At 43.8% G+C, this 22,294-nt stretch carries 19 protein-coding genes; 11 read left to right on the top strand and 8 right to left on the bottom strand.

The features are described 5' to 3' along the window. From JHD69_RS15385 to JHD69_RS15395, 3 genes are all read left to right on the top strand, one after another. On the top strand, positions 1–186 hold a 186-nt coding region (locus JHD69_RS15385), incomplete at its 5' end, for a hypothetical protein (protein ID WP_199141230.1). 42 nt (positions 187–228) lie between these two features. After that, a complete protein-coding gene (locus tag JHD69_RS15390) occupies positions 229–420 on the top strand; it encodes a hypothetical protein (RefSeq protein ID WP_199141231.1) in 192 nt (63 codons plus the stop codon). 94 nt (positions 421–514) lie between these two features. Continuing rightward, positions 515–1,096 (top strand): hypothetical protein, encoded by a 582-nt coding sequence (locus tag JHD69_RS15395; protein WP_199141232.1) that lies wholly within the window; start codon positions 515–517, stop codon positions 1,094–1,096. 48 nt (positions 1,097–1,144) lie between these two features. Here JHD69_RS15395 and JHD69_RS15400 read toward each other — a convergent pair whose 3' ends face one another. Next, the gene (locus JHD69_RS15400) at positions 1,145–1,492 is read right to left on the bottom strand and encodes a bleomycin resistance protein (RefSeq protein ID WP_199141233.1); all 348 of its coding nucleotides are present in this window, start codon (positions 1,490–1,492) and stop codon (positions 1,145–1,147) included. A gap of 78 nt (positions 1,493–1,570) precedes the next feature. Here JHD69_RS15400 and JHD69_RS15405 point away from each other — a divergent pair, with 78 nt between their 5' ends. After that, positions 1,571–1,981 carry a winged helix-turn-helix transcriptional regulator gene (locus JHD69_RS15405; protein WP_199141234.1) on the top strand — a complete coding sequence of 137 codons (411 nt, stop codon included), beginning with the start codon at positions 1,571–1,573 and terminating at the stop codon, positions 1,979–1,981. Between the two features lie 25 nt (positions 1,982–2,006). Here the strand turns inward: JHD69_RS15405 and JHD69_RS15410 are convergent, their stop codons facing one another. The 6 genes from JHD69_RS15410 to JHD69_RS15435 all read right to left on the bottom strand — a co-directional run bounded on the left by JHD69_RS15410 (position 2,007) and on the right by JHD69_RS15435 (position 8,375). Next, positions 2,007–4,280, bottom strand: coding sequence for a tetratricopeptide repeat protein (locus tag JHD69_RS15410; RefSeq protein ID WP_199141235.1), 2,274 nt, complete (start codon positions 4,278–4,280; stop codon positions 2,007–2,009). A 23-nt stretch (positions 4,281–4,303) separates the two neighbouring features. Next, positions 4,304–4,966, bottom strand: coding sequence for a response regulator transcription factor (locus JHD69_RS15415; RefSeq protein WP_199141236.1), 663 nt, complete (start codon positions 4,964–4,966; stop codon positions 4,304–4,306). Between the two features lie 103 nt (positions 4,967–5,069). After that, the gene (locus JHD69_RS15420; protein ID WP_199141237.1) at positions 5,070–6,854 is read right to left on the bottom strand and encodes an outer membrane protein assembly factor BamB family protein; all 1,785 of its coding nucleotides are present in this window, start codon (positions 6,852–6,854) and stop codon (positions 5,070–5,072) included. A 15-nt stretch (positions 6,855–6,869) separates the two neighbouring features. Beyond that, complete coding sequence (locus tag JHD69_RS15425) at positions 6,870–7,241, bottom strand: hypothetical protein (RefSeq protein ID WP_199141238.1); 372 nt, start codon at positions 7,239–7,241, stop codon at positions 6,870–6,872. Positions 7,242–7,255: 14 nt separating this feature from the next. Beyond that, positions 7,256–7,828, bottom strand: coding sequence for a hypothetical protein (locus JHD69_RS15430; protein WP_199141239.1), 573 nt, complete (start codon positions 7,826–7,828; stop codon positions 7,256–7,258). A 7-nt stretch (positions 7,829–7,835) separates the two neighbouring features. Next, positions 7,836–8,375, bottom strand: a complete 540-nt coding sequence (locus JHD69_RS15435) for a hypothetical protein (RefSeq protein ID WP_199141240.1) — start codon at positions 8,373–8,375, stop codon at positions 7,836–7,838. Between the two features lie 317 nt (positions 8,376–8,692). On the opposite strand from JHD69_RS15435, the gene JHD69_RS15440 reads away from it, so the two are divergent. Beyond that, positions 8,693–12,559, top strand: a complete 3,867-nt coding sequence (locus JHD69_RS15440) for a TIM-barrel domain-containing protein (protein ID WP_199141241.1) — start codon at positions 8,693–8,695, stop codon at positions 12,557–12,559. A 416-nt stretch (positions 12,560–12,975) separates the two neighbouring features. Then, positions 12,976–13,245 (top strand): CBU_0592 family membrane protein, encoded by a 270-nt coding sequence (locus JHD69_RS15445; RefSeq protein WP_199141242.1) that lies wholly within the window; start codon positions 12,976–12,978, stop codon positions 13,243–13,245. Here the strand turns inward: JHD69_RS15445 and JHD69_RS15450 are convergent. Continuing rightward, on the bottom strand, positions 13,235–13,831 hold the full coding sequence (locus JHD69_RS15450) for a TetR family transcriptional regulator (protein WP_199141244.1): 597 nt from the start codon (positions 13,829–13,831) through the stop codon (positions 13,235–13,237). The two genes, JHD69_RS15445 and JHD69_RS15450, sit on opposite strands and share 11 nt — an antisense overlap. 359 nt (positions 13,832–14,190) lie before the next feature. On the opposite strand from JHD69_RS15450, the gene JHD69_RS15455 reads away from it, so the two are divergent. The 5 genes from JHD69_RS15455 to JHD69_RS15475 form a co-directional block, all read left to right on the top strand. Next, entirely contained in the window at positions 14,191–17,394 is a 3,204-nt protein-coding gene (locus tag JHD69_RS15455) for a SusC/RagA family TonB-linked outer membrane protein (RefSeq protein WP_199141246.1), read from the top strand. Between the two features lie 86 nt (positions 17,395–17,480). Next, on the top strand, positions 17,481–19,274 hold the full coding sequence (locus JHD69_RS15460) for a RagB/SusD family nutrient uptake outer membrane protein (protein WP_199141248.1): 1,794 nt from the start codon (positions 17,481–17,483) through the stop codon (positions 19,272–19,274). Between the two features lie 33 nt (positions 19,275–19,307). Continuing rightward, complete coding sequence (locus tag JHD69_RS15465) at positions 19,308–20,222, top strand: metallophosphoesterase family protein (RefSeq protein WP_199141249.1); 915 nt, start codon at positions 19,308–19,310, stop codon at positions 20,220–20,222. Between the two features lie 460 nt (positions 20,223–20,682). Next, the gene (locus JHD69_RS15470) at positions 20,683–21,549 is read left to right on the top strand and encodes a helix-turn-helix transcriptional regulator (RefSeq protein ID WP_199141250.1); all 867 of its coding nucleotides are present in this window, start codon (positions 20,683–20,685) and stop codon (positions 21,547–21,549) included. A 214-nt stretch (positions 21,550–21,763) separates the two neighbouring features. Then, the coding region (locus tag JHD69_RS15475) for a Pvc16 family protein (protein ID WP_199141251.1) at positions 21,764–22,294 on the top strand (531 nt) is incomplete at its 3' end.

Consider the following 22,294-nt stretch of genomic DNA (forward strand, 5'->3'; position numbering starts at 1 on the left):
CCCCCCCCCCCCCCCCCCCCCCCCCCCCCCCCCCCCCCCCCCCCCCCCCCCCCCCCCCCCCCCCCCCCCCCCCCCCCCCCCCCCCCCCCCCCCCCCACTCCACACCCCCCCCCCCCCACCCACACCTACACATGTCGTGGTTCGTCGGCAGCGTCAGATGTGTATAAGAGACAGGGCCTAAGATAAGGGTAGGCTTAAAAGAATTGTATGCCGTAAAACGTTAAAAACATGGAAAAGAAAAAAGCATCGTCATTTATTTTTGGCGTTATTGCCATTATTTTGGGATGTACATTATGGAAGCAATTCGACTTCGAAAATCTCCAGTTCGAACATACGGGGTTAGCTGTTATTTATGCCATTACCTTTGCCTTCTCGGTTTATGTACTGATTAAAAACTATAGAAACCGAGCTGAGAAATAAAGAAAACAATTTTTTAACAGTAAAATAGCCGTTTTTTCTCCTCCGAAAAGGATAGATTTATATCCAGATTTCAAAACGAAATTAAGCTCTGAAAATGAAACTATTCTTTGTGGCATTTGTCCTTTTGCTCATCATTGGTGATGCCAAGGCGCAATCAGCCTTGCCAGGTTATTACATTACCCAAAACAACGATACGGTTAAAGCCCAAATCAAAGTTAAAAAGGGCTTTTTTGGCCAAAAAACAAATGATTTTAATGAGGAAGTTGAAGTAGTCGATGATGCAAAAGGTACCATCAAATTCCTGCCTGCTGATATACATGGTTATGGCTTTTTTGCCGATGGCAAGCAATATGCTTTTGTATCGAAACCTATTAAAGACGGTACAAAAAAGTTCCTATCGCCCATTTATACAGGTCCTCAATCAAGCCTTTATATGTATGGCATCCAAACTGCCGGTGGCACATTTTCGACTAAGCAAGTATTTTATACCTTCGAAAAACCAGACCAAGCTTTTTTGTTTTTAAAAAACATGTTGAACAACAAATTCAGAGCCGACCTGAAGGAATTTTATAAAGATAATGCCGCTGCCCTGCAGGTTATCGATGCAAGATTTAAGTATTGGCTAGACCTAGACAAGGATCTCATGGCCTTGTTGATAAAAGCCAATACAAAATAATGCCGTAAAGGCATGTAAGTTGAGCCGTTGTTTGGCCGATGGACTTCTTTAAAAAACCTCTTGTCCAAAAGTAAGCAGGTTGTTGTCGGGATCGAGTATCGAAAATTCGCGTTGCATCCAAGGTTTGTGCTCCAGTTCGGTACTGTTCACATGCTGTGCCTTGGCTAACTGGAATTGGTTGTCAATATCGTTGGTACGGACATACACTTGTCCATAGTTTTCTTTGGGATCCAGTGCCTTAAATTCGAAAAAATGAATTTGGATATTGTCTTTTTCTACCATCAGGTAGCCATCGTAGTCGCCCCCAAATTGCTGAAAACCTAATTTGTTCAAGTAGAAATCTTTGGTAACGGCCTTGTCGCGCATGGGTAGCTTGGGATTGATCGCAGTAAGCATATTTTCGGGTTTAATTGTCTAGAACCAAAGCTAATAAATCAACTTGTTATTTGCAAGTTAATTTGCTAGCTTTGAACAATGAAGCCACTTAAGGTAAGATCGGGTTGCCCCCTTAGTTCAGTCTTGGATATCATTGGCGACAAATGGTCGTTGCTTATTGTGCGCGATATTTTGATGAACGGCAAAAATACCTACAACGAGTTTTTAAGATCCAAGGAGAGAATAGCTACCAATGTTTTGGCCGATCGGCTATCGTTGCTCGAAACAACGGGCATTTTGGCTAGGGAAGAGCATCCGGAAAGCAAGGCCAAGATATTTTACCGTTTAACCGACAAGGGTATTGATCTTTTGCCTGTTCTGGTAGAGCTGATTTTATGGTCTAATACACATTTGCCTATTGATGAGGCCGCCAGGTCTTATGGTGAAGCACTGAAAAGGAATAAGGAAGCCATGATCCGGCAATTAATGGCGGCCGCGAGAAAGCAATAGGTAAGGTGTCGCTGCTTCGTTCGTCTTAACTTGAGGGTAGTGTAATTTCTATTTGCGTACCGCTCAGCCTTTCTGAATGTATTCGCAACCTGCCATTGAGCAGGTTTACCCTGGCCGAAATGTTTTTCCAGCCTATGCCTTTAGATTGCTTGAGGCTTTTAGGGTCGAAGCCCTGACCATTATCCCTGATTGCAATGCTAAAACTTTGTACCTTATCCACTACATCGATTTCTATTTTGGTGGCTTGGGCATGTTTAACCATGTTATGGAGCACCTCTTGCACAATGCGGTAAATGCTGAGTTCGTTCTGTTTGCTAAAAGGGTAGTTTTTGATGTGGTTGGGTACTTTTAAGGTGGTTAGGGTACCGCCGGCACTGATTTTATCGCAAAGTTCTTCAATGGCATTGAAAAGCCCAAAATTAAGCTCTTCGGGTATCAGGTTGTGTGAGATATGCCTCACTTCGTCTATGGCGTGGTCTACCAATTGCGCCGTACGGTCGGCAACCGCATTTTCGGGCTGTTGGTGCTGCAGGTTGGAAAGGTTCATTTTTACTACCGATAACATTTGTCCAATGCTATCGTGAAGGTCGCGCGCAATACGGATTCGCTCCTGTTGCTCGCCTTCAAAAAGGGCTTTGGTGGCTAGTTCCTGTTGTTGGTAAATTTCGTTCTGCAATTTGATTTTGTGGCGTTTGTACACCGAAAATCCTAACAAAGCCAAAACGGTAAATAAAAGTAAAAGGCCAATGAGAATCAGGTTGCGCTGCTTAATTTGCAGGGCTTTGTTGCGCAGTTCCAAGTGCTGGATCTGGTTTTGTTTTTTCAGGTATTTGATGTCTTGCTCCTTTTCCTTGGCGCTGAGCGTTTGGCCGATGAGTTGTTGATGCTGACTGTTGATTTCGAGCTGGTTGATTTGCAGGGCCTGTTCTTTTTTGGCTAATTGCAGCGTCTGGTTACTGAGTTTGAGCAGGTCTATGCTCTTTTCTTTGTTAAGTAGGGTAATTTGTGCTTCTTTCTTCTCGGTTTCATACAAGGTGTTCAATTGATTAAGCTGTTGGCTTACCTTGAGGTTGGCATCTTTCTGATCATAGGTGTAATAAAGGTTTTTGTGGTCAAGGGCATTTTTAAAATCGCCTTTCAGCGAATCCAGGTTGGCTAAATGCGCATACAGATTGCTTAAGGCATAAGGGTAGGCGGCGCTGAGGTTTGCCTTTTTTACCAGTTCGAACCACTTATCGGCTTCCTCAAATTTTTTCAATTGCGCATAGGCATAACCAATATTGGCCTGCGATACGATGGTGGCAGATACGTCTTTGGTTTTTTCGGTATAATCCAACGATTTTTTGAGGTAAACAATGGCTTCTTCATAATGGCCAAGCCTTAGGTTAATACCCCCCAGATTGTTATAAACGGTATTGAGCCTGGCGCTTTCCAAAGGATAGTTGCGCAGTATTTCAAGGGCTTTTTCGGTAAATTTTTTCGCCTCCGGATAATTGGCTTCATCCAGGTAAACCAAGCCCAGGCCCGCATAGCCATTTCCGATTTCGATATTGTTTTTGGTTTGCTGCGCATAAGCTATAACCATTTGATAATGGCTTTTAGCCTTTTCATATTGTTTAAGTCGCCAATAGCTATTGCCCAAGTCTATGAGTATTTCGGTATAACGATACTTACTAGGCATCGCTTCGCTGGTTTTGAGTGCATCGAACAGGTAAGTTAGGGAAGCGTCGTAGTTGTTTCTGGCTTCGTTTAGCCGATAGAGAATAAGGTCGGTATTGATGAGGAGCTGCGCCAGTTTGGCCTGTGTGGCATAAATATCTCTTGCCTGTTTGTAGGCCTCGATAGCGTTTTCAGGCTGTCCCAAGTAGCCATAACATTGGGCTATGGCAAAATAGGCATTGCCATGGTTCATGGTATGTTTGGCCAAGCGCGAATAAACCGCCGATTGCTGAAAGAGACCGATCGCTCGGTTAAATTGTCTTTTTCGCAAGAAATAAATGCCTTTTAAATAGCAGGAGGTACCTCTGCCCATATGATTGTCGGCCTTGTTGGCCATCGTCATCAGCAAATCGGCATAGTGCCAAACTTTTAGCGAATCGTTATTGCCATAAGCGTAGGCATTGCCCAGTTCGGTTAGCACATCTATTTTTTCGATGTCGGTTTTTGCTTTGGCCAGTTTGTCGTTGAGTTTGGCAATATCGCTTTCCTGCTGGGCCCTGGCGATTGAAAAACCTAAGCAAAGGCATGCTATAAACAGAAGTCTATGGCAAAATGAGGTGAAGGTTGAATGCCTTGGCATAACTTGTATTTTCGAACAATGAATTAAAAATTGATAAGCCCATTCTTAATGGCATACTTAACCAAGCCTACCGTGCTGCGGCAGTTGCATTTTTCTAAGAGATGCTGCCGGTGGTTGTCTACTGTTTTTTTGCTGATGAACAGTTTGTCGGCTATTTCTTCGCTGGTATGTTCGTTGGTAATCAGCATCAAAATCTCTTTTTCGCGGGTACTGAGCTGTTTCAATTGTTCCTCCTGGCTTTTTTGTTTCTGGTATTGGTTGTAGATAATGGGCACTATATCCTGCGAGAAATAAGTGCCGTCGTTGGCAATGCGGTGCAGGGCCTGCAGGAGTTCGTTTTGGCCACTGTTTTTTAAAATATAGCCATCTGCTTCGGCATTAACAGCCTCTTTCACGGCCTGTGTATTGTTGTACATCGACAAAATAAGCACCTGGATATGCTGGAACTGGTTTTTGACCATTTTGCAGAGCTCGGTTCCGCTAAGCAGTGGCATGCTGATATCGGTAATGAGTATGTTGTACTGTTGGGGGTTGGCAACAATCAGTTCGAAAGCTGCTTGGCCGTTATTCGCTTCCCCGGCAATTACGTATTCGGGTTTATGTTGCAACATGCTTTTTAAGCCATCTATCACCATTTGGTGGTCGTCGGCAATTAAAATATTCAGGCTGGGATTGGTAGAATTCATGTAGAAAGGTTAATTGTAGCGTTCATGTCTTGGCGAGGGGACGTGCAAGGACAATCTAAAATAGAACAAAAAGCCGGAAAATCTAATTTCCGGCCATGTTGTTTTAGTTGTTTACTTTGATCTTTTCTAATTTTTTCCCCTTAAAGGCAAAGATGTATTCGCCATCGGCAGTAATATCGATGCCAGCCCCATAAACCGGACTTCCGCCTTTGCCTTTGGAGCTTACGCTGCCTTTGATGTCGCCATTGCTCAAGTCGACCCCGTAAATGATGTTTTTAGCGTTCTTTTGGTCGCGCAGAAAATAATTGTCGCCCAAATGGTAGAAATAGTCAACGCCGGATATTTTCTCGGTTGCGTAGTTTCTGTTGCCGTCGGCTTTTTTATAGCTAGCCAAACCCCTTTCAGAAAGTACCACCACATTGTCGCCAAAATCGATTACATCGGTAGCCTTACCCACTTTGGCATCATTGTGCTTTACATCAAAGAGTTGTTTGCCGGTTACGATGTCGTAGGCGTAAAACTCATCCCCATCGCCTACAAAAACGGTTTTGTCGTGATCGATGATCATGTCGGTAATCCTTTTGTCGAAACGCTCGGAACGCCATACGGTTTGGCCAGTGGCGTCATCTAAAGAAAGGATGCCGTTTTTTTGCGCCATATAGTCGTAATACACATTGTATTCTATTTCAAGCCCTGAAGAAGTCCTGCGATGTTTGATTTCCTGTACCTGTACTTTGCCACCCACTTGTACCATGATTCTGTTGCCGGTTTTATAGATGTTGGGCATGGAAAGCGCACCCGTAATCTTTTCCGATTGCCAAATCAGCTTGCCACTTTGCAAGTCGTGCTTTTCTACATATTTGGTTTTGTTGGCGCCGCCAAAAACAACCAGGTATACGGCATCATCTGTAAATATCGGATCGGCAAGCGTGCGATAAATAGCTTTTTGGCTGCCACCAAACAAGGCATTTCCGCTTTTGCGCATATCGTTTTCGTAGGTTACCTCCCAAAGCTTTTTTCCGCTTGCCATGTCGTAGGTTTGCAGACCGTCTAGCCAAAAGTAAATACGGTTGCCTCTAACCTCAAGGTCTGCCACAGCTTTTCTGGTTACCAATTCCTTTTCTACCGTGCCCCTAAATTCGTTTTCCCAAAGGATTTCGCCATTGCTGGCATCAATTTTTACCAGTTGGTTTTTAAAGCCCGAAAACAAGGCGGCCAGTAAAGTTGGCTTGTAGTTGAACATGACGATGGTGTTGCTTGCTTTGTCATAGCGGTATTTGCCTACTGATCCGGTAAAGCGTTTGGTTTCCCATACTTTTTCACCGGTTTTAGCCTTTACCAAATTCAATGCGTCTTTTTGCGTAATCAAAAAGGCATCGAGTTCCGATAAGTATTTAACAGTTTCGATTTCGGTATCTTCATTGGCGTCTTTAGGCAAAAGGTTCTGGTAGTTTTCAGAATTCCAGAGTTCTTTGCCCGAAGCTACATCTATGACTGCAATGCGGTCTTTGCCGAGCGATTTGCGGTCGAAGAGGAACAAATAGCCCCCATTTTCGTCGTGGATGAAATATTGAAATTCGCAGGAATTGGTTTTATTGGTGGTGATTTTTTTGTAATCGCCACTCCAAATTTCTTTGCCATCGGCATTCAGTACGGTGGCAGAATTGTCGTCTGTTCCCAAAATGTAGGTGCCGTTTTCGTTGGTCATGGCCAAGCGACTGGCCTTATTCGAAAATTCTGATTCCCATACGGTGTTAAAGTTGCCCGTTTTTTTTCCGGCTTTGCCACCGCCAACCAAACCGCCTAGTTTTTCTTTGAGTTTGCCGAACTGGGCATGCGATTGGAGCCCCAAAAGGGCCAAGAGTAAAAGTAAAGTGAGCTTTTTCATGGAGAAATAATTTGCTTAGTTTTCAATCCGTAAGGTGTGCCGGATTTTAATCAGTTGGTGTTTGTCTAATTTGATAGGGAAGTGGCAGGCGAGAATCTGGTCTGACAAAAAGTCGATGAAATCCGTTGGTGCCATCTCTTGTGCCACTACATAGAAAGAAACCGCTTTGCCCTTGTAGTTGATGCCCAGATCGATAGTAACCTGGCCCTGAAAGCCCGGGAATTTTCTTTGCAACTTGTTTTTGAACGATGGCTTGGCCAGAAGTCCGTTAATGGTCTTGGCAACTACCTGTTGTACCTCGCTTTCGGTTTGTGGCTTTGGCGTTTGTGCAGACAGGCCACTTAAATTTGAACCAAGGCCTAACAAGACCAGGAATAAACGCAACATGGTTTCAGGCAAAATCAATAGGCGAATTTGATTTTAAAAGACTTGAGCTTGAAGCGTTTATTGGCTGCGTCGAAACCTTGTGTATAGCTTTGCTTTATGTCCATGTCGCTCACCGTCATTGTGGCGTTATGGCCGTCATTGGCATCTACGGTAAAGGTGCCGTTCATGGCAGAGTACGAGTAAATGGTGCCGTCTTGGAAAATATTGATCCCGATAATGGGGGTTGTTCCTGCAACGACATTGGTTTTAACGCCTACAGCCGGCAAGCCCGAAAGCATATTGATGCCGATGCCATACTTGTTAAAAATGCCGTCTTTTTCTATCGATTGGATCGTCACTTGCGCATAGCCATTGGTAATGGTAGGCAATATTTTTTCGATGGTAAAAGATTTAACCGTAATGGTTTTATCGTCGTATTTAGCCGTATTGTTGGCGTTGTCAACAATTTGAATGTTGCCTTCGGTAGGCGTTCCAGAAGTAGTGGGTTCTTCTGTTTTCGGGATTTCTGGAGCAGGTTCTTCGGTGCTCTTTTTGCAGGCAAACAGGCCCAAGCTTAGCAAGCAAATGAGTAATAAGGTCTTTTTCATGGCTTTCTTATTTAATAGTCCCGCTAAATGCTCCATTTTCGGCCCATGCTTCCTTGCCGTTGGCATTGATGGCTACAAAGTAAAAAGTGCCTTCTATTTTGCTGCCATCGAGCTTGGTGATGTTCAATTCGCCGCCACCTTTGGTGGTATTGTTGTAGGCATCGGTTTTATAGTTCAATGCGCCATCGGCAGGTTTGGTATAATCTTTTGAAAAGGTAATGCCGCCGTTACTCGAGTCGTTGTAAACGAAAGTAATCTTACCAGTTGTGGTAATTTTTCGAGGCACGATGATATTGATGGATTCGTTGCTACCATCTTTAATGGCCGAAATGGCAAAAGTGGTAATACCCGCTACGGTAGTTTGGGTAATGCCCGCCTTGGTAGAACTGAATTTGCCCGATGCAGTGCCGTCTACGCCATAATTGTTTGCAGTTAAGGTTGCCGAGCCACCGGTAGCTGCAGGTTCTTCAGGGCTGTCTGTATTTTTTTTGCAGGCTCCAAAAAATAGCATGGATACAGCCATCATCAAGTAGAAATAATTTTTCATAAAAATTGGATTTAAAAAGTGGTTAATAATTTTAAATCAAATTTCTAAAATGCTGTTACCGTGTACAATAGGGTCGAATACCATAAACTATGGGTATAAATACCTATTTCGTAAACCCCACGTTCCAGCTTGGATGTTTTTTGAAGAAAAGTAGCGATATAAGTTGCGTTTTGGAATGCAGTACCTGAGCTAATTTCCTTTTGTCATATATTCTTTATAATCTATAAGTTAATTTTTTTTCCATAATGCCTATATTAGGCACCTCAATACCTGCTTTATGCAGCGATTGGTTCCTATCTATGAAAAATTTATTGACTATGACAAAAATCGTTGGGCAAACCAAGCCCAAAAGCGTAGCCCTGCTCGCACTTGCCTTTCCTTTGCTGATTGGCTCCTTATCCGTTTCGGCAATTACGCCAGCTAACTTGGTAAAGCAACAACCTGCCCAAAAAACACAGGTAGTTAGTGCAAGACAGCTCAACCCTACGACCATCGAATTGTTGCTTGCCGACCAGCAGCGCCTAACCTTCGATTTTTATGGCGAAAGCATTTTTAGGCTTTTTCAAGACAATAATGATGGCTTCCTCAGGGATCCGGAAGCTAAACCCGAAGCTAAAATTTTGGTCGAAAACCCGCGCAGACCGATTGCAGGACTTAAGCTTAGCGATCAGAATGGACAGATCATCATCTCTACAGCAAAAATTACCATTCAAATAGCCAAAAGTACAGGTCTTTTTAAGGTGATTAATCAGGCTACCCAAGCAGTTGCCCTAGAGCAGTCGGCGCCTATCAATTTCGAAAAAGGGAAAGTTACGCTTGCGCTTAAAGAAGGTGCCCAAGAGTATTTTTATGGTGGCGGGGTACAAAACGGCCGTTTTTCGCATAAAAGCAAAGCCATTGCCATTGAAAACCAAAACAGCTGGACAGATGGTGGCGTAGCCTCACCAACACCGTATTATTGGTCTACCAACGGCTATGCCTTGCTATGGCATACTTTTAAAAAAGGAAGGTACGATTTTGGCGCCAAGGAAAAAGGACAGGTTAAAATAGCCCACGATACCGATTACCTGGATGTATTTTTAATGGTAGATGACGGTGCCGTAGCGCTTTTAAATGATTTTTATCAATTGACTGGCAATCCGGTGCTTTTGCCAAAATTCGGTTTTTACCAAGGCCACTTGAATGCCTACAACCGCGACTTTTGGAAAGAAGACGAAAAAGGGATCTTGTTTGAAGATGGCAAACGCTACAAAGAAAGCCAAAAAGACAACGGAGGCATCAAAGAATCACTGAATGGCGAAAAGAACAACTACCAGTTTTCGGCCCGCGGGGTTATAGACCGCTATAAAAACAACGATATGCCTTTGGGTTGGATATTGCCTAACGATGGCTATGGTGCCGGCTACGGACAAACGGAAACGTTGGACGGCAATATTCAAAACCTCAAAAACCTGGGCGATTATGCCCGTAAAAACGGCGTAGAGATTGGCCTATGGACACAGTCGGACCTTCACCCGAAATCAACGATCAGCGCGCTTTTACAAAGGGATATTATTAAAGAGGTGAGGGATGCCGGAGTTCGCGTGTTGAAAACAGATGTAGCTTGGGTAGGTGCGGGCTATTCGTTTGGTTTAAACGGCGTGGCCGATGTAGGGCAGATCATGCCTTATTACGGCAATAACAGCAGGCCTTTTATCATTTCGCTCGATGGTTGGGCAGGTACGCAACGTTATGCGGGCGTATGGTCTGGCGACCAAACCGGGGGTGTTTGGGAATACATCCGTTTCCATATACCAACCTATTTGGGTTCGGGCTTGTCTGGACAGCCTAATATTACCTCGGATATGGATGGTATTTTTGGTGGCAAAAACCCAATTGTAAATACCAGAGACTTCCAATGGAAAACGTTTACCCCGATGGAATTGAACATGGATGGCTGGGGCGCTAATGAGAAATATCCACATGCACTGGGCGAACCTGTGGCTTCTATCAACCGTAACTACCTGAAGTTGAAGTCGGAGTTGATTCCCTATACCTACAGCATTGCCAAAGAGGCATTAACAGGTATGCCGATCATGAGGGCCATGTTTCTCGATTATCCTAATGCCTACACCAAGGGTTCGGCAACACAATACCAGTTTATGTACGGCCCTTATTTTTTGGTGGCGCCGATTTATCAGGCTACCAAATCAGACGATAAAGGCAATGACGTTCGTCATGGTATTTATTTGCCAGCAGGTGTTTGGATCGATTATTTTACCGGTGAAAAATATACCGGCAACTGCATTTTGAACAGCTTTGACGCACCAATCTGGAAACTGCCCGTATTTGTAAAAAACGGAGCCATTATTCCGATGGCCAACCCAAACAATAACGTTGCAGGCATTAACAAAAACCTGCGTATTTACGAACTCTATCCTTTTGGCAAGAGTTCGTTTACCGAATATGACGACGATGGCGCTACAGAAGCCTACAAACTGGGCAAAGGTACTTCGAACCTGATCGAAACCGAACTCGACAAAAACAACAAGGTAACTGTTACCATCCACCCCACACAAGGCAGTTTTGATGGTTTTGTGAAGGAGAAAGCCACTGAATTTAAAATTAACGTTACAGCTAAGCCCAAAAAGCTGATGGCTAAAGTTGGAAACAGCAAGCTAAGGCTTACCGAAGCACGTTCGATGGAAGATTTCCTGAAACAAGATAACGTGTATTTTTATGACGCACAGCCAAACCTGAACCGTTTTGCCACCAAGGGAAGCGAATTTGAAAAAGTGGTGATGGCTAAGAACCCGCAACTGCTGGTTAAACTGGCCGCTACCGATATCACAGCAAACGCAATTGAACTAAGCGTTGAGGGTTTTAGTTTCGAACCAGCCAATCAACAGCTGGTATCTTCGGGCAAGCTCAACGCGCCAAACAATGCCCAGGTGAGCGAGCAAAATAGAGAAGCTTATACCTTACAGCCTTCATGGAAGCCTGTAACAGGTGCCGATTTTTACGAGATAAACTTTAATGATATGCACTATACGCATATCAAAGACACTACTTTCTTGTTTGATGGCTTGGTGCCAGAAACCGCTTATACCTTTAAGTTAAGGGCTGTAAATAAAGATGGGGCTTCTGAATGGACCACCTTGAGTGCCAAAACCAAAACCAATCCGTTAGAGTTTGCCATTAAGGGCATAGTAGCCGAAACCACAGCCGAAAATCAGGATGGGGAAGGCATCGATAAATTGTTCGACTTTGACGAAGGTAACATGTGGCACACCAAATGGGGTGCTAAGGCTGTTCCTTTCGATATGATTATCGACCTGAAATCGATTAACCAGCTTGAAAAATTCCATTACCTGCCACGTACGGGCAGAGGAAACGGCATATTGCTGAAAGGCAAGGTCTTTTACAGCACCAACAAAGAGAACTGGACAGCAGCAGGCGATTTTGAATGGAAAAACGTGGGCGATTTGAAGGTGTTCAATTTTGCGGGCCATCCATCCGCGCGTTACGTCAAAATAGCCGTGGCCGATGGCGTTGGGGGCTTTGGCTCGGGCCGAGAACTTTATGTGTTTAAAGTGCCTGGTACCGAAAGCTATTTGCCTGGCGATATCAACAACGACCGTTTGATCGATAAAAACGACCTGACTTCTTACATCAACTACACGGGCTTGAGAAAAGGGGATGCCGATTTTGAAGGCTACATCAGCAATGGCGATATCGATAAGAACAATTTGATCGATGCTTACGACATCTCGGTAGTCGCTACGCAACTTGAAGGTGGCGTGGCCGATAGCAAGCTAGACAAAGTAGCAGGTAAACTTCTATTAACCAGCAATAAGCCAAGCTACAACAAAGACGAAATCGTTGAGGTCAAAGTTAAAGGGGTAGACCTTAAATCGGTAAATGCCCTTAGCTTTGCTTTGCCATACAATGCACAGGATTATGAGTTTGTAGGCGTACAAAGCCTCAATACCAAGCAGATGGATAATTTAACCAACGATCGCCTGCATACCAACGGCGAAAAGGTGCTATATCCAACCTTTGTAAATGTGGGCAACAAGGAAAGCCTAAATGGTAGCGCGGATTTGTTTATCCTGAAACTCAAAGCCAAACGCAAGGTAAAATTTGAGTTGAAAGCACTTGATGGCGTATTGGTTGATCAAAAACTGAATACGGTTAAATTCTAGTTTTTATAGCCGATCACCACAAGGTCTCCAAATTTTTTGGAGGCCTTGCGGTTTTTATGGACCATATTTTTTAAACTCTTGATGGCTTGGCTTGTTGTGGCACAGGTAACAAGCAGTTATGGAACTGGAAAGAGAATTACTTGTTGCATGAATTGAACAAAGGCGACAGCAACTTGGATGTTAAAAACGAAAAAGGCTTTACGGCAATGATGCTGGCCACAATGAAAGGCCATTTAGCCTTTATTGGTCAAGCTATTGCGGCTACAAGGTGCAAGTGCCAATTCTTACAATCATAGCGGTTTAAGGGCCATAGATTTGGCAACAGAGTTGGACAATATAGCCATGATACGGTTGTCGAAGACGTAAGCGATGGCAATTCATGTAATTATGCTAATTTTGCGGCATTAGTTTAAACCATGCAGGAAATCATTTTTACAAGTATTGGCTGGCTCGGCGTAGTACTTTGCACCATAGGCTATCTGCTGTTGAGTATGGGTATTATCCAAGCCGAATCGGTAAGTTTCCAATTGTTCAATATATTGGGGGCGCTATGTTTGGTAACCATTGCCCTTCACAGCAATGACCTGCCTAATGCCGTTGCCAATTTGTTATGGATGTTTATTGGACTATATGCCTTGAGGCGCTGGCTCAAAAACCAGCAGGCGTCCAAAAAAACTAAGCGGTAATTCCCAATAGCTCAAAAGCTTTTTGTTTATAGCTTTCAAGCCTTAAGGCATAGGCATTTTTATCTGTTTCCATAGACAGATAGAAATAAGCACCGTCCAGGATCACGAAAATAAAATCGGCCGTTGTTTTTGGCGCTGGCACCTGTATTTCTTGCCTCGCGTTGCATTGGCTGATCATATCGGCCAAGGCTAGCCGCAACGAATCGAGGATGGTTTTGTATTTCGCCTTGATTTTTTTTTCCCTGAAGGCCAAGGCATAAAAAGTATAGAATAGCCCGTCATCAAATAGCGTATTCCATTTCTTCGAAAACAGGAGTACGATGGTTTGTTTCAAATCTTCCTTGGTAATGCCGTCTTTGCTTTTGATGCTGTAAATCAGTAGGTACCGGTCTAAAATATAGTCGATCAAGGCATAGGTGAGGTCTTCCTTGGTTTCAAAATAATGGATAATCAAGCTTGGATTGATATCCATTACCTTAGCAATTTTCGCAATAGATGTATTTTCGTAGCCTTCCTTTTTGGCAACCTTATAAAACATCTTTATAATTTCTAGCTGCCTGATTTCTTTTAGGCTTTTTCTTCCCATTTTTTTTAGTTCAAAATGCAATTTAGCTTAAAAATCTGGTGTTGCGAATTTTTCACATTTGTTAAATTGTTCTATTTTTTTGCAAGCACATCCTGTTTTTATTTACAGGGTTATCTCTCTTTTTAGTTTGTAGATAATCGTTCTAGTCTGTTTTAAGCAAGTTTTTTTAGGTTGATTGGTAGCGCTTAAAGATATGAAATACTGTGTGTTGAGTGTTAGTATTTAATTAAATATAAATTGAATGAATGTTCAATTTATTTATTTAGATTTAACTTGAAGGTAATATTCAGAGGAGAGATTTGCCCAGTCTTTACTCGGCTTAGCAACTAGAACTTTAAAACTTAACAAACAAATTGACTATGAAGAACAAATTACTTATGATTTGCCTGATGCTCTTTGCATTAAACGGCTTCGCGCAACGTATCGTCTTGAAAGGGGAGGTGACCGATGCCGAAACCAAAGGCCCCATACCGTCTGTCAACATTAGTGTAAAAGGCAGTAGCCAGCATACAGCCACCGATAGCAACGGAAAATATATTTTGAACGACGTACCCTCAAATGCAGTTTTGATTTTTACTTACATTGGCTACAAACAAGTAGCAATTGACCTCAATGGCAAAACTCAACTCAACATTGTCTTAGAACCCGACCACGGTAAATTAGATGAAGTAGTGGTAGTTGGTTTTGGCACCAAGAAAAAAATCAATATTGCCGGTGCAATAGACCAGATTTCGGGCAAGGAGCTCGAGTCAAGACCTGCGGTCAACGTATTGCAAGGGCTACAGGGCTTAAGTCCAGGGCTTAACATCCGTTATGGCGGCGGTGCTCCGGGTTCAATTCCGGCGGTTAACATCAGGGGCTATACATCGATTAACGGGGGCTCGCCATTGGTGGTTATCGATGGTATTCCGGCTACGAGCTATGACGACCTGTTGCGCTTAAATCCATCAGACATTTCATCATTTACCGTGCTTCGCGATGCGGCTTCGGCCGCTATTTACGGAGCCAGGGCGGCCTTTGGGGTTATTCTCGTTACCACCAAACAAGGCGTAGCAGGTAGGCAGAGTATCAGTTATAACGCATTTGTATCGTGGGGAAAACCTACGGTATTGCCAAAACCAGTAACCGACCCTTATATCTTTTCGAGGGTGCTGGAAACCTCTACCGATAATACGCCATGGGATTATGTGAACTTTTCTGACGAATATTATAAATGGGCAAGAGAACGATCCGATAATCCTTCTATTCCCGATACCAGGCTAGACCCGGCCGACCCCACCAAATGGGCCTACATGGGCAGCAACGATTGGTACGGTTATTTTTTCAACAATTCGAGCATATCGCAAAACCATACGTTGTCGTTTTCGGGCGGGGCAAGCCTAAACGATAAGCCTTTAACCTATTACCTTTCTGCCGATTACGGAAGAGACAACGGCTTGAACAAACTGGCTCCCGATTATTGGGACCGCTATACCTTGAGGTCGAGATTGGGCTTTGCACCTTTAAGCTGGTTAAAGTTAGACAACAATTTGAGTATTTACGAAACCAAACGGGCCTTGCCTAATACCAGCCTTACCGATTTATATTACCTTAAACCTACCGATGTAGCCGTAAATCCTGACGGAACCTGGGCCAATACCGATGCCGGCAGGTTGGCCGCCAAGCTGGTAGATGGTGGCAATAACCTGCAAAACATGTTTGGCTTTCAGAACATTGCCAGTGCAACCGCTACTTTTTTAAAGGGCGATTTAACCGTAAACGCGGATGCATCTTTTAAAAGGGAGCTATGGAAATACCATAACGACTCTAAAAAATACAAAATAGGCTATGGGCCAAAAGATATCAGAGAGGAAGGTGGCAATGGCTTTGTGAGCGAAAACAACGGCTACCTTTATAATAACGCCTATAATTTGTATACCACCTACAGAAAAACGCTTGGCAACCATGCCTTGAGTGCCATGGTGGGCTTTAATAGCGAAGACTATAATTATTCGACGGTAAATGCCCAACGCGACTTGTTGCTTTCGTCTTCATTGCCTTATTTGGGCTTAACCTCTGGCGAGGCAAAAATTGGGGCCACCTATAGTGCTTATGCCACACAAAGCGTTTTTGGGAGGCTTAACTATACCTTCAAAGACCGTTACATTTTAGAAGGAACAGGTCGCTACGATGGTTCGTCGAGATTTCCTTCTAAAAGCCGTTGGGGCTTTTTTCCATCGGGGTCGTTCGCCTGGATAGCCAGTTCTGAAGACTTTTTGAAGCCTTTGGAACCCGTACTTTCTACCTTTAAGCTACGCACCTCTTATGGTGACCTGGGCAACCAGAACGTAGGCGATTTTGCCTATATTCAAACCCTGCCAACAGGCACTTCGAGCTATTTGATTGACGGCACGCAACGTCAAGTAATTACAGGCTCGCCAAAATTGCTTATCGACCCGAACAATTATACTTGGGAGCGTGTATCAACCCTAAACATGGGTACAGATATCGGTTTGTTCAACAATAAGTTTTTGTTGACATTCGATTACTATAGCCGCGATACCAAAGGCATGCTGACCAACGGACAGGAGTTGCCTGCCGTGCTTGGCACTACCGTGCCTTCGCAAAATGCAGCCGATTTACGAACAAAAGGCTGGGAGCTATCGGTTACCTACAGAGACAAGTTCGATTTGGGTAGCCAGCCATTCAATTTCTCCGCAAAAGTATTCTTGGCCGATTCGAAGTCTAAAATCACCAAATTTAAAAACGAACAAAACCTATTCTCTTCATACCGAGTGGGCCAAAATATTGGCGAGATCTGGGGACTGGAGAATGATGGCTTCTTTCAGAATGCATCCGAAATCAAAGCGCTTGATCAAAGTGCCATTGTGCCTTGGGGAGCCTTGTCTGTAGTACCGGGCTGGCCAAAATACAAAGATTTAGATGGCAATGGCAAAATAGAGCGTGGCTTAAGCGCCAATAATCCCAAAGACCTGAAGATCATTGGCAATAGTGCCGATCGCTATAGCATTGGTGCCAATTTGAACATGGATTGGAATGGATTTGATTTGGGGATCTTTTTGCAAGGTGTATTGAAACGCGATTTTTATCCGCACCACTACTTGTTTTGGGGGCCTTATCAGCAGCCTTATGCCAATGTTTATCCTTGGAACTTGGATTTTTATAGGGCAACTGCCGATTCTCCGGCCCAAAGGGCAAAACATTCTGCATCTTACCTGGCTGCTGGCTTGGCCGATGCCAATCCGAATGCCTATTATCCGGTATTACAGTCGTGGTTGGCCGATGCAAACTATGGTGCGGGTTTAGATATTCCGCAAAGCAAATACCTGTTAAATGGTGCTTACCTGCGCATCAAGAACATCACGTTGGGTTATACCTTGCCAGCGAAGCTGAGCCGCCGCATCAGGGCCAGCCGCCTAAGGTTTTTTGCTTCGCTGGATAATGTTTACGAATTCTCGTCTATCAAAAAATATGTAGATCCAGAAGCCATTAACCAAAGTTCGAGTGCTTGGGCCTATCCGTACCAGAGAAAATATGCATTTGGCTTGAACCTAGATTTCTAATCACTTAACCTGTAGGGGTGAAACAGCTAGGCTTTTGCAGCCTAAACCTCATAAGCGTTTCATCGCTACCCCAAAACCCTAATAAGATGAAAAAAAATACGATATATATCCTTTTTGCAGCCTTAATGCTTTTGGTGGGTGCCTGTAAAAAGAGCGAATTGGATAGGTTTCCGCAAACCTCCATCTCGCCAAATCTTTTCTTCAATACCGAAGAAGACCTGGCTCTTTATGTAAATGGACTTTTAGCATTGCCAGACCGAAATAGCTATTTGAACGATCAGAGCAGCGACAACGTGGCTACGACAGCATCAGTAGAAGTCAAGAATGTAATGCTGGGCAATGCCAATTCGCAAAATATAACCGGAGGCTGGAGCTGGACCCGGCTTCGCGACATCAATTATTTTTTAGAAAATTATAATAAGGCGGCTGTATCTTCAGATGTTAAAAGGCATTACATAGGTTTGGCCCGTTATTACCGGGCAGAGTTTTATCTGGCCAAGGTAAAGCGTTTTTCGGATGTGCCCTGGTACTCGAAAACCTTAAGTCCGGACGACAAAGATTTGTACAAAGCCCGCGATCCCAGAACCTTGATTGTAGACAGTATAATGGCTGATTTGGATTTCGCCTATAAAAACGTCAGGGAGAAAGTACCCGTTGGCACGCCTGGCAAATGGGCGGTGGCTACCTTATATGCCCGTGCAGCCCTTTATGAAGGCACTTATCGTAAATATCACGACGAGCTTAACCTTCAGGCCACGGCAAGCACCTTTTTGCAAACAGCCGCCAAGATCGCCGACGAGGTCATGACATCGGGCAAGTTTTCCATTTACAATACCGGAAAACCAGCTTCAGATTATGGGGCGCTTTTCTCGAGCCAGGATTTAACCACCAATCCGGAAGTGATATTGACCAATGTTTTCGACCTGGCAAAAAACAAGGGGCAAAATGTAAACAGTACGGTTTTTGGCGATTATGAACAGGCCCCTGCAAGAGACTTGGTACAAAGCTATTTAATGAAAGACGGTAGCCGATTTACAGACATTGCCAATTACGACAAACTGGGTTTTGTAAAGGAATTCGAAAACAGAGACCCGCGCATGGCGCAAACCCTGGTATATCCGGGTTGGATCAGTGCAGCTAATCCTTCACCTTATATCCAACGCCTGAATAAAAACTTTACCGGTTACCACCAATTGAAAGGCTATGTAAACAGTACAGACAACAACACGTTAAATGGCGTCGATTTTCCGGTATACCGTTATGCCGAAATTTTGTTGGCCTATGCAGAAGCCCAAGCCGAATTGGGCACGCTAACCCAGGCTCAGTTAGACAAGTCTGTTAATTTGTTGAGAAAGAGAGCCGGATTGCCAGATTTGAATTTGGCACAGGCCAATGCCAACCCCGATCCGATAATGGCACTTCAATATCCTAATATTGCAACCAACAAAGGCGTTATTTTAGAGATTAGACGCGAACGCAGGGTAGAATTTGCTTTCGAAAATACCCGCTACGATGATTTGATGCGTTGGAAGGCGGGCCAATTGCTGGCGAAAAGCCCAGAGGGTATGTATTTTGCTGGTTTAGGTAAATATGACCTCACCGGAGACGGAATAGAAGATGTTATTTTGATAGACCGTTCGCAGACCATTCCGGGAGAGTCTCAAAAGGAAGTGAATGCTCTAGGCGTCAAGCTCATTTACTACCGTACAGGAACCATTGGCTCTGATGCAACCGTATTTCTTAAAAATGGCACATCAGGTGGCGCAATTGTTACCGAATCGGTTACCCGTAATTTTGTAGAGCCCAAATATTACTATCGCCCAATCCCTAATCAGGATGTCGTACTCAATCCAAACCTCAAACAAATTTTTGGTTGGTAACCGCTTTTAAAAAATAGTAGGCTAAAAACACTTATGAAAATATCCAGAAGAACATTGCTTAAAGTCGCTGGCCTTGCCACAGGCGCGGCCTTAACGGAAGGTACGCAGGCATTTGTAGAACCGCAGAATAAAAGCAAAAACAAGAAAGTAGCGCTTCAAGTAGCTCATATTACCGATGTACACATTAGAAAAGGTGATGAGGCACCCGAACGATTTACCAAATGCCTGCAACATATCATAGACAATCATAAGCCCGATTTCTTTTTGAATGGGGGAGATTCTATCAATGATGCCTCTTATGATAGCGTAATAAGAGAGCAGGTAATTGAGCAGTGGGCCCTATGGGATCAGTGCATCAAAACCATTGCGAAATATGAGGTTTTCAGTTGCCTGGGCAACCATGATATGTGGTGGAAGGCGCCAGCAAAAACCGATGCCATGTATGGGAAGGATTACGCAGTTAAACGCCTGAAAATTCCGAATCGTTATTACAGCTTTAAAAAGAAGAACTGGCATTTCATCATCTTAGATGGCAACAACAGCCAAATTTCTTTAGACGAAGAGCAGTTTAAGTGGCTGCAAAACGAACTGGAAAGTCTCCCCGCCCGTACGCCAGTATTGCTGATGTGCCATTATCCTATTTTGGGGACTACGCAGGTATTGGTTGGCGGCGGCCATTCGGATTGCAAAAAACTAAAAGACCTTTTCTATAAACATAAAGACAAGGTTCGCATTTGCCTGAGTGGCCATAACCACTTGGCTGACCATACGAGTTATAACGAAGTGCTTTATTGCTGCAATGGAGCCATGAGCGGTTTTTGGTGGGGCAAAGGTGATGCCGAATCGGCCGGAAAAGGCTATTATTTGGAAACCCCGCCGGGTTATGCCCTGCTTAAACTGTATGATGATGGGAGTGTAGAAAATGAATATATCCCCCATTCATTTTAAGCGTATCTAAGCACTTTTATCTACTTTAATGTCGAAGAGCCTCCAAAAACGGAGGCTCTTTGCTGTAAGAAGGTCTTTGCAAATGCTCTAATTTTTTACATCGCTACAATCGGTAGTTAAATTAATTAAATTAGCTTCATTAGTATCGCAATCGTAGATTTTTCCTCTCTATTCCGGTCCTTCTTGCCTATGCTTATTTGCAATAGGATAGTGTTGGCAAGCCCAAATTGTTTTTAATGACTATTGAAGTTTTCATCCTTAACTAAGTACAACGCTCTCATGAACATTTATTTACGCCAAAAAGCCTCACCCTAAACGCATTGCTCCATTAAGATAAGCAATTGTATTTGTTTTCTTTCTGAAAGCCTAAGCCAGCCATTTTAGATCTATTAATCCACACCTTTTCTTGGCGCCATAGGCATTTCATCAATACACATTGAATTTTTCAACAGGTATTAGAATGAGCAGCGAAAAATTAATCTTGATTGGCTGTGATGATACAGCGAACCTGGCGTTGGTGCTTAACGGCACTAAGGGCAGCACTTTTGCCCATAGTGTGGTTTCGGCCACCCGTACTGCCGACCTGCTGCGGATTGCTGAAGCCATGGAACCAAACTTGATTGTTTTGTGTTTTAGGGATAACCAACCTGTATTGAATGACTTGGAAGTTTTTTTAAGACCTTTGAATATTCCGGTAATCTGCCTCGTTTCGCAGGCAGAGGCCCAAACCTTGGTTTGGAACGAAAGAAGGATTGTATTTGCTTTTGCCAAGGAACACATTGCCAATGAGTCCTACCTGGCCAGCCGCATCAATTCTGTATTTTTGCTTAACCAACCCACTTTGCCCATATCGCAGGAAATTGCTGTTGCAACCGAAAAAATTGTTGAGAGGTATGAAAACGATAGCAGCTTGAGCAGATATGTACTTGAGCTCGATCAAAAAGTTGAAGTGCTGGCCAAGGTTAAAGAACGTATTGCCGAACTATACCCGCAGGTAAACGACGCCACCAGGGCCGAGCTGACCGCCATCGTAAATACCATCAAGCAATCGGCAGGCAATAAAAAGCTATGGGATGATTTTAAGCTGTATTTTGAACAAACCGACCCGAGCTTTTTGCTCACTTTGGCACAGCAATATCCTTCGTTAACCACCATCGACCTCAAATACTGCTGCTACCTGAAAATGAACATGACCAACGACGACATCAGAAACCTGTTGGGCATTAACCAGGAAAGCGTACGTACACACAAGTACCGCTTGAAGAAAAAGATGTCACTTTCTAAAAATCAAGACCTGAGAAGCTATCTCAGAACCGTAAACAGTTAGTTAAAATCCTTTGTAATTTTTGGTTTAAAACACTGCGCTTGCTTTTGTGCATGGGTTGGCGTATACAAAATTACAGCCTGTCTACGGTTTGTATACGGAAATTTGTTGTTTGCCCATCTTCTTGTCTACGAAAGGTATATGGCAAAATCTTGTCTCGCCTTGCTTCTCGCGCTACATTTGAATCAGCACGCTCACCCCATAAATTAAATCGGCGATGATAAGCAAAGCGCTCCAATTTACGAATGATTTGATGGATCAGTTTTTAAGAAACCGGTTTGCGCTCGAAGAGAGCAAGGTGATCTTGAACAATCTGATCGAAGGAAATGGATCGGTGCCCGAAATCAACAAAAACAAGGTTATCCTTTCGCTAATCAATATCGAAAAAGAAACCATACAGCCTTTTTATACACGTCATCAACAAATGGCCAATGGCAATTATGCCGACGTAAACCCCGATGAAAGGTATAACCTATATGTTTTGGTCAGCTCAAATTTCGACGATTATAAAGAGTCGCTCAAATTCCTGAACGAGGTCATGCTGTTTTTTCAGGTGAATACCTTGGTCAATGCTTATTCGTTTGCTAACCTGCCGGCAGGCCTCGACCGATTGGAATTTGAAATCGAAAAAATAAACTACCAGCAGATGCAGGGTTTATGGACGGCTATGGGCTGTCTCTTATACACATCTAAAAAGGGGGGGGGGGGGGGGGGGGGGGGGGGGGGGGGGGGGGGGGGGGGGGGGGGG

The organism is Pedobacter sp. ASV12, assembly GCF_016429155.1.
Lineage (GTDB): Bacteria > Bacteroidota > Bacteroidia > Sphingobacteriales > Sphingobacteriaceae > Pedobacter.

Excerpts from the sequence above, each read along its gene's own strand:
- JHD69_RS15445 (WP_199141242.1), top strand. The coding sequence starts at position 12,976 with ATGCAGGAAATCATTTTTACAAGTATTGGCTGGCTCGGCGTAGTACTT.
- JHD69_RS15420 (WP_199141237.1), bottom strand. The coding sequence starts at position 6,854 with ATGAAAAAGCTCACTTTACTTTTACTCTTGGCCCTTTTGGGGCTCCAA.
- JHD69_RS15450 (WP_199141244.1), bottom strand. The coding sequence starts at position 13,831 with ATGGGAAGAAAAAGCCTAAAAGAAATCAGGCAGCTAGAAATTATAAAG.
- JHD69_RS15440 (WP_199141241.1), top strand. The coding sequence starts at position 8,693 with ATGACAAAAATCGTTGGGCAAACCAAGCCCAAAAGCGTAGCCCTGCTC.
- JHD69_RS15395 (WP_199141232.1), top strand. The coding sequence starts at position 515 with ATGAAACTATTCTTTGTGGCATTTGTCCTTTTGCTCATCATTGGTGAT.
- JHD69_RS15415 (WP_199141236.1), bottom strand. The coding sequence starts at position 4,966 with ATGAATTCTACCAATCCCAGCCTGAATATTTTAATTGCCGACGACCAC.
- JHD69_RS15410 (WP_199141235.1), bottom strand. The coding sequence starts at position 4,280 with ATGCCAAGGCATTCAACCTTCACCTCATTTTGCCATAGACTTCTGTTT.
- JHD69_RS15435 (WP_199141240.1), bottom strand. The coding sequence starts at position 8,375 with ATGAAAAATTATTTCTACTTGATGATGGCTGTATCCATGCTATTTTTT.
- JHD69_RS15465 (WP_199141249.1), top strand. The coding sequence starts at position 19,308 with ATGAAAATATCCAGAAGAACATTGCTTAAAGTCGCTGGCCTTGCCACA.
- JHD69_RS15430 (WP_199141239.1), bottom strand. The coding sequence starts at position 7,828 with ATGAAAAAGACCTTATTACTCATTTGCTTGCTAAGCTTGGGCCTGTTT.
- JHD69_RS15455 (WP_199141246.1), top strand. The coding sequence starts at position 14,191 with ATGAAGAACAAATTACTTATGATTTGCCTGATGCTCTTTGCATTAAAC.
- JHD69_RS15425 (WP_199141238.1), bottom strand. The coding sequence starts at position 7,241 with ATGTTGCGTTTATTCCTGGTCTTGTTAGGCCTTGGTTCAAATTTAAGT.
- JHD69_RS15405 (WP_199141234.1), top strand. The coding sequence starts at position 1,571 with ATGAAGCCACTTAAGGTAAGATCGGGTTGCCCCCTTAGTTCAGTCTTG.
- JHD69_RS15470 (WP_199141250.1), top strand. The coding sequence starts at position 20,683 with ATGAGCAGCGAAAAATTAATCTTGATTGGCTGTGATGATACAGCGAAC.
- JHD69_RS15460 (WP_199141248.1), top strand. The coding sequence starts at position 17,481 with ATGAAAAAAAATACGATATATATCCTTTTTGCAGCCTTAATGCTTTTG.
- JHD69_RS15400 (WP_199141233.1), bottom strand. The coding sequence starts at position 1,492 with ATGCTTACTGCGATCAATCCCAAGCTACCCATGCGCGACAAGGCCGTT.
- JHD69_RS15390 (WP_199141231.1), top strand. The coding sequence starts at position 229 with ATGGAAAAGAAAAAAGCATCGTCATTTATTTTTGGCGTTATTGCCATT.